The sequence below is a fragment of the Actinomadura montaniterrae genome (assembly GCF_008923365.1).
In the GTDB taxonomy this organism is placed as follows: domain Bacteria; phylum Actinomycetota; class Actinomycetes; order Streptosporangiales; family Streptosporangiaceae; genus Spirillospora; species Spirillospora montaniterrae.
In genome coordinates this window covers 1-11,414 of the sequence record NZ_WBMR01000274.1, presented here as the reverse complement: position 1 = coordinate 11,414, position 11,414 = coordinate 1, and the positions used below count along the sequence as shown (strand labels likewise).

Sequence of the window (11,414 nt, the reverse complement as noted above, 5' to 3'; positions counted from 1 at the left end):
CGCCGCGGCGGGCACGACCGGAGCCTCCTCGGCGGGCGCCGGGGCGATCACCTCCGGCGCGCCGCGCCCGGGGACCCGCCCGGCCCGTCGCGCGACGGCCAGCAGGGCGGCCTGGTCCAGCAGCCGGCCCGCCCTGTCGGCGTCCGGGCCGTCCGGCGCCTCGGGCAGGACGGGCGGGTCGCGGCGCTCGGTGCCGAGGAGCGCCGCCGTGACGTGCTCGTTCCAGCCGCTCACAGCGGCACCGCCCCCTCGTCGGCCTGCCAGGCGGTCAGCGGCCGGAGCCCCTCCGGCGTCCACTCCCCGGCGAGCGTCACGGGCCCGCCGCCGGACACCGCCAGCAGCCGCCAGGGATCGGCCGTCCGCAGCGGCAGCGCGTCGCCCGCCTCGTCGACGACGTGCAGGCCGCCGCCGTCCTCGCGGGCGAGCCGCACCTTCTCCAGCGTCGCGGGCCAGCGCTCCAGCCACGGATCGCTCGCCACCGCCGCGGCGTGGTCGTCCAGGAACCCCGCGACGGACGTCCCGCCGGGCGCCGCCGGGACGGCCGGGCCGTGCCGTTCGGCGACCAGCACCCGCAGCGGCCGGGCGCCCGGGTAGAACGCCACCTCCGCATCGACCTCGGTGCCGACGACCAGCGACGCGTCCAGGGTCGCGCCGGGCGCCGCGAACGACAGGACGAGCGCCGGCCGCCCGCTCTCCCTCCCCCGCAGCCAGACCCGGCGGGTGGTGAGCTGGTCCTGCACGGTGTCCCGCGACCCGGTCACGCACCAGCGGTCCCGGACGTGTTCCCCCTCACGCAGCACGTCGTCCTGCGCGACGGTGAACCCGACCCTCGAACGCACAGTGTCGCGCAGCCCTTCCGGCAGCTCGTCGCGCCGCCGGTACGCCCGGACCAGCAGCCGCAGCAGCGCGTACTCCTCCAGTAGCCGGTCCGGCCAGCCCGGCTGCCGGGGAATCGCCGCGAGCGCCCTGACCTGCCCCGACAGCGCCCCGGCCTGCGCGTCGACGAGCCGCCGCGCGGCGTCGTCCCACAGCCCGTAGGGCGCCTTCTCCGCCTGCGCGAGCCCGTGCGTCACCTGGTCGCGCAGCCACTGGTCGAGCTCGGCGAGACCGTCCTCGACCCGCCGCTCGCGCCGCTCCACCGTCTTCGGGTCGCGCGCCTTCGCCGCCCCCGCCGCCTTGCGCTCGCGCGCCTTCCCCTCCCGCTCGCGCCGCTGCTCGATCCACTCCGCGACCCACCCCGGACGCGCCCCGTCCTCGACCGCCCCGTCCGACCACAGGAGCAGCAGCCCGAGGACGTGCTTGCACGGGATCTTGCGGCTCGGGCACGAGCAGCGGAACGCAGGCCCGGCCAGGTCGGCGCACGCCCGGTAGACGCTCGCGCCGCTGCCCTGGCACTCGCCCCACACGGCCTCGCCGTCGCAGCCCGTCCCGGCCCACCTGGCCGGCCGGGCGACGCCGCCGGCCGCCTTCGCGGCCGCCGCGTCCGGCGCCAGCGCGGCGACCCGCCCCCGATCCCATCGACCGCTCACAACCCGAAACTATCCGCCCCGTCCGACATTCTCAGCGGGACGTTCCGGGTGGTGGGGCGGGCCGCCGGATCACCGGCCGGGAAGGGTGGGGAGGTGGAGGGAGACGTCGGGGAACAGGAGGGCGCCGCCGGCGAGGAGGGCGACGAGCGCGGTGGCGCCGAAGAGGGTGACCCAGGCCAGGCCCGGGACGCCGGTGAGGTGCGCGAGCTGGTCGGCGTCGGAGCTCGGCGCCATGTGCCGGGTCCGCATCCGCTGCAGCTCGATCACCGGCCGGGTCGCGGCGAGGAGCAGGAACCAGGCGGCGAGGTAGGCGAAGCCGGCCTGCACCTCGGCGCTGCCGAACCACGACACCAGGAAGACGACCGCGCCGGTCGCGACGACCGACAGCGCGCCGTAGGCGTTGCGGATCATCACCAGCATCCCGGCGAGCAGGGCGAGGGTGAACCAGAGCATCAGCGTGATGCGGCCGGCGGCGAGCAGCAGCGCGAAGAACAGGCCGAGCAGCGGCGGCGTCGTGTACCCGGCCATCGCGGTGAAGATCATGCCGGGGCCGTGCGGCTTGCCGCGCGAGACGGTGACGCCGGAGGTGTCGGAGTGCAGCTTGATGCCGTCCAGCTTGCGGCCGGTGACGAGGGCGATCAGCGCGTGCCCGCCCTCGTGCGCGATCGTCACCGTGTTCCGCGCGACCCGCCAGGTGGGGCCGTGCAGCACCGCGGCGAGGGCGACGGCGCCGACGAGGACGACCAGCCACCACGGGGGGTCCGGCTGCGTTCCCGTCACGCGGTTCCACAGGTCGGCGATGCTTGCGTGTTCCACGTCCACCTCGGGGTCGTCGGTCGGGGATGCCCAACCTTAGGACGTCGGGGATAACGTTCGCGTTCGGTTCGCGACGCCCGGGATCCGGCGATGACCGCCGGGAACCGACATCGGGCGACTCGTCCCAAATGAGACGCGGGCCGCCCGTGACTAGACCGAGGACCCGCTCTGCGGCGACGCCGACGTGCGGGGCTCCACGGTCACCGTCCGGTCCTCGTCGCGCCTGGACCTGCCGATCGGGCCATCGTGATCCACGTCACAGCTAACGTCGCGTAACCCCCGCATTATCGCGATTCGCCAGGTGAGATGTGACGAATCGCAGTATCGTGTGGCCCGCACAGTCGTTATGGTGCCCTTCGCGCCGAGGTTCCCAGGCTTGCTTCCGGCGCAGGGCCCCCGCCCGCCGGCGCCGTCGGCGGCGCGGCGGGGACGGCGCCGGCCGCAAGGTGCCACCGCGAGTTCCGGAGCGGGTGGCCCCGGCGCGACGAGAGGTGACGGGGATTGAGCGGGGATCGATCCCCCGCGCGGGACGCGCGCCCGCGCGGGGTGCTGAGGCATTTCCGGCGCGACCGGCTGACCGGGCAGCTCGCGATCGGCCTCGCCGGCGTGCTCTGCGTGAGCGCGCTCGTCTACGGCGTCGGGACGGCCGGCGCCAGGTACCGGCTCGCCGACGTCGGCGCCTGGCTCAGCGCCGGCGCGAAGGGCCTCGTCGTGCACGCCAACGGGCTGGCCGGCAAGGTCGACGGGAAGGCGGCCGTCGTCCCGCAGATGCGCGGCCACCACATCAAGATCGTCCAGGACGGCACGACCGTGCTGCTCGTCGACACCGACACCGGCGTCGTCAGCCGGATCGACCCGTCCCAGCTGAAGATCACCACGAGCCGGGCGGCGGGCGGCCCCGCGCTGCAGGTCCTCGCCGGCTCCGGCGCCGCCTACGCCATCGACTCCGTCAAGGGCACCGTCCAGCGGATCGACCCGCTGACCCTGGCGCCCGCCGGGCCGTCCGCGGCGCTCACCGCCCCGCTCGGCCAGGCCGGCATCGACGGCCGCGGGAACCTGTGGGTGCCGGTCCCGCAGACCGGCCAGGTCGTCCCGTTCCAGAACGGCCGGCAGGGCACGCCCGTCACCGCCGGGCGCGCCGGCGACCGCCTCTCCCTCACCATCGCCGCCGGAACCCCCGTCATCGTCGACAGCACCTCCGCCACCGCCCTCGTCGTCCACCCCGACGGCACCCAGCGCGTAACGCTGCCCGCGCCGGTCGCGGAGGCCGAGAACGGCGTGCGGGTCCCGCCGGTCGCCGACGGCCAGACCGTCCCGATGCTCGGCGCCGGCGGCTCCCTCTACCTGCTGGACACCGGCGTCGGCCGCGTCGAGTCCGTCGCGCTGCGCGTGCCGCACCACGCGTTCGAGGCGCCGAACGTCCTCGGCCCCCGCGTCTACCTGCCCGACCGCACGTCCGGGCGGCTGCTCGTCTTCAACACCGACAAGGGCGCCTGGGAGGCCCCGATCACCGCCACCCGGCCCGGCGGGACGATCGAGGTCATCACCCGCGACCACATGCTCTGGGTGAACGACCCGGACGGCGCCACCGCCCTCGCCCTCGACCCCGGCGGCGCGGTCAAGCGCATCAAGAAGTACGACGACCACGTGCCCGGCGGCAACCGGCGTCCCATCCCCATCAAGGCCGCCCCGGGCAACGGCAACGGCAACCGCAACGCCGGCGGCCCCGGTCACGGCGGCGGCGACCCCGTCCCGCCGCCCGGACGGCCCGCGAAACCGCCCGCGAAGCAGGATCCGACCGCGCCCGACCCGCCGACGCCCATCGCGTCCGGCGACAACGGCTCCATCAAGATCCGGTTCACGCCCGCACCGCAGCCGCAGGGCGTCTACCCGGTGAGCCGGTTCGTCCTGCTCGACGGCAACGACCAGCCCGTCAAAGGAGCGACGCCTGCCCAGTTCGCCGGCAATGCGCCCGGCGGGACGTTCACCGTCGGTGGTCTCGCCTGCAGCAACAAGACCTACGAGTACAAGGTGGCCGCCGAGTACAAGGGCAAGAACGGCAGGACGGCCCTCAGCCCGTCCGGCCCGGTCGGCGCCACCGCCTGCCAGGCCCCCGGCCCGCCCACCGCGCTCCAGGCCACCGGCGTCAACCACGGCGCTCAGCTCACCTGGGGCAAGTCCGCCGGCTACGCCGTCACCTACGTGATCAGCTCCCCGTCCGGCACCGTCACCACGACCGGCACCTCGAAGACCATCACCGGCCTCACCAACAACCAGACATCGACGATCAGCGTGACCGCCCGCAACGGGGCGGGCGACTCGACCCCGGTGAGCACGACGGTGAATCTGGCCTATCCGACGAAGCAGCTCAGGAACACGAACAACGGCCAGACGAACACGATCATCCGGCCCGGGCCGCACGCCACGGGACAGAGCGGGAAGATCCCGCAGAACGTGTACATCACCATGACCGTGGTGTGTCAGACACGCGGCGACTCCTTCCATGATCCCGAGAGCAACACCACCAGCGACGTGTGGGACCAGGTGCAGACCCAGTACGGCAACGGATACCTGAGCGACACCTTGGTGGCGACCTCCAAGAGCGGCTACCCCTCGGACGGCCTCTATGAGTGCTAGCAGCCGAGGGCTGAGTCGGCAGTGTCGGACTCTCGTGCGGGGGAGCGGGCGATGACCGAGAGCGGTGGGGCGGACGCGGACGCGCTGGCGGGGCGGTTCGCGCAGATGTTCGCGGCGCTGGCGCAGAACGTCGAGCGGGTCGTGCGCGGCAAGCGGGAGAAGGTCGAGCTGGCGCTGGTCTGCCTGCTGTCGGAGGGGCACCTCCTGGTCGAGGACGTGCCGGGCGTCGGCAAGACGACGCTCGCGCGGGCGATGTCGGCGTCGGTGGAGGCGGAGTGGGCGCGCATCCAGTTCACGCCCGACCTGCTGCCGAGCGACATCACCGGCGTGTCGATCTTCAACCAGGGGACGGGCGCGTTCGAGTTCCACCCGGGGCCGATCTTCGCGAACCTGGCGGTCGCGGACGAGATCAACCGGGGGTCGCCGAAGACGCAGTCGGCGCTGCTGGAGGTCATGGAGGAGCGCCGGGTGACGGTGGACGGGACGCCGCATCCGGTGCCGCGCCCGTTCATGGTGATCGCGACGCAGAACCCGGTCGACATGGACGGCACGTACCCGCTGCCGGAGGCGCAGCTCGACCGGTTCCTGATGCGGATCTCGATGGGGTACCCCGACCACCAGGCGGAGGTGGCGCTGCTGGCGGGCGCGCCGACGGGCGCGCTGCTGGACCGGCTGCCGCCGGTGATGGGCCGCGACGACCTCGCCCGGATGATCGACTTCGCGCAGCGGCTGCACGTCGCGGCGCCGCTGTACGACTACGTGGTGCGGGTCGTCGCGGCGACCCGCGACCACCCTGACCTGCGGCTCGGCGCGAGCCCGCGGGCGAGCGTGGCGCTGCTGCGGGCGGCGCGGGTGCGGGCGGCGGCGGCCGGCCGGTCCTACCTCGTCCCGGAGGACGTGAAGGCCCTGGCGGTGCCGGTGATCGCGCACCGGCTGATCGTGACGCCGGAGGCGGAGCTGCGCGGGCGCGGCGGCGCGGACGTGGTCGGGGAGGTCCTGGCCTCCGTGCCGACGCCGCAGGCCGCAGGGGTCTGACGTGCTGACGCCGCTGGGGCGGGGGACGGCGGCCGTGTCGGCGGCGCTGTTCGCGGCGGGCTGGTGGCTCGGGTATCCGGAGCCGGCGATGCTGGGGGTCGCGGGGCTCGCGGCGGTGGCGGCCGCTGTGCTGTGGACGCTGCCGAGCCCGAAGCTGGCGGTCCGCCGGGACATCGCGCCGGTGCGGGTGGCGCGCGGCGAGCCGGCGGTGGGCGTCCTGCACGTGACGAACGAGGGCCGCGCCGTCCGCGGGCTCAGCGCGCGGGACGCGGCGGGCTCGACGGACGTGGCGGTGGACGTCCCGCGGCTGCGGTCGGGCGGGAGCCGCAGCGTGACGTACCGGCTGCCGACGGAGCGGCGCGGCGAGATCCCGGTGGGGCCGCTGCGGCTCGTCCGGGCGGACCCGCTGCGGCTGGCGCGCCGGGTCCGGGAGTACGGGACGCCGCGGACGCTGCTGGTGCGGCCGCGCACCGTCCCGCTCGCGCTGCTGCCGTCGGGCCGCGCGCACCATCTGGAGGGCCCGACGAGCGACCGGTCCCCGGCGGGGACGGCGACGTTCCACGCGCTGCGCGAGTACGTGATCGGGGACGAGCTGCGGCACGTCCACTGGAAGTCGTCGGCGCGGACGGGGACGCTGATGGTGCGGCAGCTCGTGGACGCGAGCCTGCCGACGACGACGGTGGTGCTGGAGGCGCGGCCGGAGTCGTGGCCGGAGCCGGACGACTTCGAGCTGGCGGTGGACGCGGCGGCGTCGGTGGCGGCGGGCGCGGCGTCGGCGAGCTTCCCGGTGCGGGTGCTGACCGGTGCGGGGCCGGTGGCGGACACCCGTGGCGGCCCGGGCGACGTGGAGGTGCTGCTCGACCGGCTGACCGCCGTCGCGGCGGAGCCGGGCCCGCGGTCGGCGGCGGACGCGGTGCGGCGCGTCCCGGCGGGCGGGTCGCTCGTGGTGATCACGCGGGACGGTGCGGAGCTGGGGCGGATCGCGGCGGTGCGGAGCCGGTTCGACCGGGTGGTGGTGCTGCGGATCCGGCCGGAGCGGGAGACGCCGGTGCCGCCCGGCGTCCACCTGATCGACGTTGCGGATCTGGACGGGCTGGCGGAGGCGTGGCGGCGGCTCGGGGGCGTCCGGTGACCCGGTACGTCTCCCTGGTCGTGACGGCGTGCCTGTCGGCGGTCGCGGGGCTGGCGTTCCAGCGCGTGTTCGGGTTCGGTCCGGTGGCGCCGGTCGCGGCGGTCGCCGCGGCCGTCCCGACGGTGCTGTGCGGGTTGCTGTCGGGGCCGCGCAAGGAGAAGCGGCCGTGGCCGCTGTGGATCTCGCTGGTGCTGACGGTGGCGGCGTGGACGGGCACGGTCGCCGTGACCGTGTTGCGTCCGGCGCTGAGCGACGGCACGTTCCCGCAGGCGGTGCGGGAGGGCGTGCTCGGTTCGTGGAAGTCGATCCTGACGACGCTGCTGCCCGCGCCGGCGAAGCCGGAGTTCCTCGTCCTGGTGAACGTGCTGGTGTGGCTCGCGGCGTTCGCGTCGGCCGAGATCGCGCTGCGGACGCGGCTGCGGGCGCTGCCGGCCGTCCCGCCGCTCGGCGTGTGGGCGGTCGCGCTGCTGCTCGGCGTGGACGGGCCGGGCTCGAACCTGCCGCTCGCCGCGGCGACGGTCGTGCTGATCGCGGTGCTGGTGCTCGTCCGCGCGGACGGGCCCGACGCCGGCCCGGCGTGGCGGCCGCTGCTGTCCGGGCTGCCGGTCGCGGCGGTGCTCGGCGCGCTGGCGCTGGTGGCGGGCCCGGTCGTGCCGGTGAGCGCCGACCCCTACGATCCGCGCGAGCAGGTGCAGGCTCCGCCGCCGCAGCAGCGCGACAGCGTCAGCCCGCTCGACCGCGTCGGCGGCTGGCTGCTGAGCCCCGACCAGGTGATGTTCACCGTGGTGTCGAAGCGGGACGAGATCGAGCGGCTCGCCGTCCTCGACACCTTCGACGGCGTGACGTGGACGTCCTCCGCCCGGTTCGTCCCGACCGGGAGCCGGGTGCCGGAGGGACCGAAGCCGCGCAAGGAGCACGCGGTCGCGCAGCGCGTCACCATCGGTGCGCTGCCCGGCGTGTACGTGCCCGCGCCGGACCGCCCGCGCCAGGTCGACGGCCTCGGCGTCGTCGTCGACCCGGCCAGCGGCGCGCTCGCCGCCGCGAAACCGCTGGTCTCCGGCCGGACGTACACGGTCGAGTCCGAGGTGCCGGAGTGGTCGGCGGACGACCTGGCGGGCGCGGGCGTCGCCGACGACGCCGAGGCCCGGGCCGACCGGCGGCTGCCGTGGGGACCGGGCGCGACGACGCCGCCCGTCCAGCTCGCCGAGTTCCGGAGATTCGCGGAGGCGGCGACGCAGGGCGCGGTGTCGCCGATCCAGAAGGCCGCGATGCTCGCCGAGTACCTCAAGCGGTACGCCAAGTACGACGTGACGGCGCCGCCCGGGCACGGCTACCGGCAGCTCGACTACTTCCTCGGCGAGGGGCGGCGTGGCACGCCCGAGCACTTCGCTACCGCGTACGCGCTCCTCGCCCGGACGCTCGGGCTGCCGTCCCGCGTCGTCGTCGGATTCGACGGCGGGAACCGGTCCGGCGGCACCGTCCAGTACCGGTCCGGCGACGTGATGGTGTGGCCGGAGATCAAGTTCGCCGGGCTCGGCTGGATCCGGTTCAACCCGCTGCCCGACAGCGCGCGCCGCTCGAAGAGCAACGACTCGGTCGCGGCGGGCGAGACGGAGAAGAAGCTCGAGCAGGCGCAGAAGAACGCCGCGTCGCGGACGCGCGGGTCCGGACCGGGCAGGACGCCGCAGAAGACGCCGCCGAAGCCCGCCGCCGCCCATGACACGCCCACGCCCTGGTGGGTCTACGCGTCGATCGCCGCCGCCGCGCTGGTCGTCGCCTACCTGATGGCCGTCCTGCTCGCGCCCGCGCTGCGCCGCAGGCGCCGCCGGACCGGCCCGCCCGGCGACCGCATCACCGGCGCCTGGCACCAGGCGCTCGACCACCTCGCGGACGTCGGCCTGTCCACCGCCCGGACGCTCACCGCGCACGAGGTCGCCGGGTTCGGCGCGGCCCAGGTCGGCGAGGACGCGCGCGGCCACCTCGGCCCGCTCGCCGACCTCGTCAACCGCAGCCGCTTCGCCGCGTCCGGCCCGGACCCGCGCGCCGCCGACCGGGCCTGGCACCACACCGACCAGCTCGGACGCCTCGTCACCGCGAAGGCCGGGCGGCTGCGCCGGCTCCGCCGCCGGCTGCACCCGCGCTCGCTCCGCGACCCCCGGGCTAGCGGGCGGCGGGCAGGCTGACGGCGATCTCGCCGCCGAGCACCGCGCCCGACTCCAGGTCCAGGTCGTCGCCGCTCCAGAACCGGCCCGGATCGAACCAGTTCGGGCGGCGGCCCTTCGGCAGCAGGCCCATCGCCTGGTACGTCACCGCGACGATCTCCGCGCAGAACGCCGTCTCCAGGTTCGGGTCGCGGTCGGCCGGGCGGCGGATCGGGACCCGGCCGCGCAGCCACCGCGACGCCAGCCGCGACGTCGACGGGAACGGCGTGCCGTCCAGCCGGGCCACCGCGCGCAGCGCCGCGTCCTCCATCGCCCGCGACGCCGGCGGGTCGAGCTGCCGCAGCCAGGCCCGCTGCCCGTAGCGGGTGCCCCACGTCAGCACCGCGTCGCGCAGGTCGTGCAGCTGCGCGCCGCGCTGGTGGCCGCCCGCCCACAGGTCCGGCAGCGAGCGGCCGAGCTCGGCGTGCCACATCAGCGGCGGCAGGTCGTCGATGACCAGCGACATGCCGACGTGGTTCACCGGGCTGTTCGTCGTCATCTGGATGGCGCGGTCGGCGACGGTCCGGCCGCGGAACAGCCACACGTCGCCGGTGCGGGTCAGGTCGGCGGCCTCGTCGAGGGAGATGCTCGTGCCCGGCATGATCGATACCGTAGCCGCATGCGGTGGTGGAGAAGGGCCGGCCTGTGGAAGGCGCTGGGCATCGCGGGGTTCCTCGGCGTGGCGGCGACCGGCGCGGTGATCGTGCGCTCGGAGCGGCGGCGCCGCGCCTACACGCCGGAGGAGATCCGGAGCCGGCTGCACGAGCGGCTGGACGAGACGCCGGGCGACGGCACGCCGGGGCACGGCACGCCGGGGGGCGGGTCGTGACGGCCCGCGACGTCCGCGTGCCGGGCTCGCTGGACCTGGAGCTGGCCTGGGAGGCGGTGTCCGGGGTCCTCGCGCCGACGCCCGCCGTCCCGTCCGGCCTCGCAACGGACGCGCTGCTGAAGCTGGAGACGTTCCAGCCGACCGGCTCGTTCAAGGTGCGCGGCGCGCTCGCCGCCGTGGCGGCGCTGCCGGGCGGGACGCCGGCCGTCACCGCGAGCGCGGGCAACCACGGCCTCGGCATGGGCTACGCGGCGGCGCGGTCCGGCGCGGACGTGACGGTGGTCGTCTCGACGCGGGCGTCCCAGGTGAAGGTGGACCGGATCGGGGCGTTCCCGGTCCGGCTCGTCCAGCACGGCGACACCTACGACGAGGCCGAGGCGCACGCGATGACGCTGCCCGGCCACTACGTCTCGCCGTACAACGACCCGGCGGTCATCGCGGGGCAGGGCACCATCGGCCGGGAGCTGGACGCGCAGGTGGACGGCCCGCTCACGGTGATCGCGCCGGTCGGCGGCGGCGGGTTGCTCGCCGGGCTCAGCATGTGGGCGCGCGAGCGCGGCGACGTGCGGATCGTCGGCGTGGAGTCGGCCGTGTCGCGCGGCGTGTCGGCGTCGGTCGCGGCCGGGCGGGTCGTCGAGGTGGAGGTCGGCGACACGTTCGCCGACGGGCTGCCCGGCAACCTGGAGGCCGGCTGCGTGACGCCGGAGGTGATCGGCCCGGACGCGGCGCTGACCGCCGTCACCGACGCGGAGATCCGCACCGCGCTGCGCTGGCTGTTCGCCGAGCACGGCCTGGTCGCCGAGGGCGCGGGCGCGGCGGGCGTCGCGGCGGTGCTGGCCGGCAAGGCCGAGATCACCGGGCGGCCGGTCGTGGTCGTGTCCGGACGCAACATCACCGTCCCGACGTACACCGACGCACTGCGGAGTCCGTAGCCGGACGGCCCGCCTACGGCGTGGTGCGCGGCTTGTGGACGCAGACGGCCGGCGACCACGCCACGTCCGGGGCCTTGCCCTGCCGCAGCCGCACTACCGCGCCGACCTTGAAGCAGTAGCGCACCTTCGGCTTCAGGCCGGGGACGGTGAACGACCGCGAGTTCGCCGTGGCCGACTGGACCGCGGCCGTCCCGGCCGGCTGCTGCCGGACGAGCAGCGGCAGGTCGCGCGCCGCCTCCGGCAGCGTCCAGGCGAGGACCGCCGTCCGGCCGGCCGCGCGGGCGGTCAGGTGGCGCGGCCGGG

Annotated in this window: 11 protein-coding genes; 6 read left to right on the top strand and 5 right to left on the bottom strand. The window is 75.7% G+C overall.

Features of this window, described 5'->3' with window-relative positions; genetic code table 11:
- The 3 genes from F9B16_RS44950 to F9B16_RS44940 all read right to left on the bottom strand — a co-directional run.
- On the bottom strand, positions 1 to 234 hold a 234-nt coding region (locus F9B16_RS44950), incomplete at its 3' end, for a DUF5691 domain-containing protein (protein WP_449700265.1).
- Positions 231 to 1,529 carry an SWIM zinc finger family protein gene (locus tag F9B16_RS44945; RefSeq protein WP_151546392.1) on the bottom strand — a complete coding sequence of 433 codons (1,299 nt, stop codon included), beginning with the start codon at positions 1,527 to 1,529 and terminating at the stop codon, positions 231 to 233. The genes F9B16_RS44950 and F9B16_RS44945, both read right to left, overlap by 4 nt.
- Positions 1,530 to 1,598: 69 nt before the next feature.
- A complete protein-coding gene (locus F9B16_RS44940) occupies positions 1,599 to 2,345 on the bottom strand; it encodes a M50 family metallopeptidase (RefSeq protein ID WP_151546391.1) in 747 nt (248 codons plus the stop codon).
- A 501-nt stretch (positions 2,346 to 2,846) separates the two neighbouring features.
- Between F9B16_RS44940 and F9B16_RS44935 the strand changes: the two genes are divergently transcribed.
- Genes F9B16_RS44935 through F9B16_RS44920 form a run of 4 tightly spaced genes read left to right on the top strand, consistent with a single transcriptional unit; the run spans position 2,847 to position 9,332 of the window.
- Positions 2,847 to 4,982, top strand: coding sequence for a hypothetical protein (locus tag F9B16_RS44935; protein ID WP_151546390.1), 2,136 nt, complete (start codon positions 2,847 to 2,849; stop codon positions 4,980 to 4,982).
- 51 nt (positions 4,983 to 5,033) lie between these two features.
- On the top strand, positions 5,034 to 6,017 hold the full coding sequence (locus F9B16_RS44930) for an AAA family ATPase (protein ID WP_192809310.1): 984 nt from the start codon (positions 5,034 to 5,036) through the stop codon (positions 6,015 to 6,017).
- Position 6,018: 1 nt separating this feature from the next.
- A complete protein-coding gene (locus F9B16_RS44925; protein ID WP_151546389.1) occupies positions 6,019 to 7,149 on the top strand; it encodes a DUF58 domain-containing protein in 1,131 nt (376 codons plus the stop codon).
- Positions 7,146 to 9,332: a DUF3488 and transglutaminase-like domain-containing protein gene (locus F9B16_RS44920; protein WP_151546388.1), complete on the top strand. Its 2,187-nt coding sequence runs from the start codon at positions 7,146 to 7,148 to the stop codon at positions 9,330 to 9,332. Before F9B16_RS44925 ends, F9B16_RS44920 begins: the two co-directional genes overlap by 4 nt.
- On the opposite strand, the gene F9B16_RS44915 is transcribed toward F9B16_RS44920, so the two are convergent.
- Positions 9,310 to 9,951 (bottom strand): hypothetical protein, encoded by a 642-nt coding sequence (locus F9B16_RS44915; protein WP_151546387.1) that lies wholly within the window; start codon positions 9,949 to 9,951, stop codon positions 9,310 to 9,312. The genes F9B16_RS44920 and F9B16_RS44915 overlap by 23 nt on opposite strands.
- A gap of 18 nt (positions 9,952 to 9,969) precedes the next feature.
- On the opposite strand from F9B16_RS44915, the gene F9B16_RS44910 reads away from it, so the two are divergent.
- Together F9B16_RS44910 and F9B16_RS44905 are read left to right on the top strand one after the other, a co-directional pair.
- Positions 9,970 to 10,179, top strand: a complete 210-nt coding sequence (locus F9B16_RS44910; RefSeq protein ID WP_151546386.1) for a hypothetical protein — start codon at positions 9,970 to 9,972, stop codon at positions 10,177 to 10,179.
- A complete protein-coding gene (locus F9B16_RS44905) occupies positions 10,176 to 11,111 on the top strand; it encodes a threonine ammonia-lyase (RefSeq protein WP_151546385.1) in 936 nt (311 codons plus the stop codon). The genes F9B16_RS44910 and F9B16_RS44905 overlap by 4 nt, the downstream gene beginning before the upstream one ends.
- A 13-nt stretch (positions 11,112 to 11,124) precedes the next feature.
- Here F9B16_RS44905 and F9B16_RS44900 read toward each other — a convergent pair.
- A partial coding sequence (locus F9B16_RS44900; RefSeq protein WP_151546384.1) for a fibronectin type III domain-containing protein occupies positions 11,125 to 11,414 on the bottom strand: 290 nt, incomplete at its 5' end.

Coding starts and splice junctions, on each gene's coding strand:
- F9B16_RS44930 (WP_192809310.1), top strand. CDS start 5,034: ATGACCGAGAGCGGTGGGGCGGACGCGGACGCGCTGGCGGGGCGGTTC.
- F9B16_RS44915 (WP_151546387.1), bottom strand. CDS start 9,951: ATGCCGGGCACGAGCATCTCCCTCGACGAGGCCGCCGACCTGACCCGC.
- F9B16_RS44910 (WP_151546386.1), top strand. CDS start 9,970: ATGCGGTGGTGGAGAAGGGCCGGCCTGTGGAAGGCGCTGGGCATCGCG.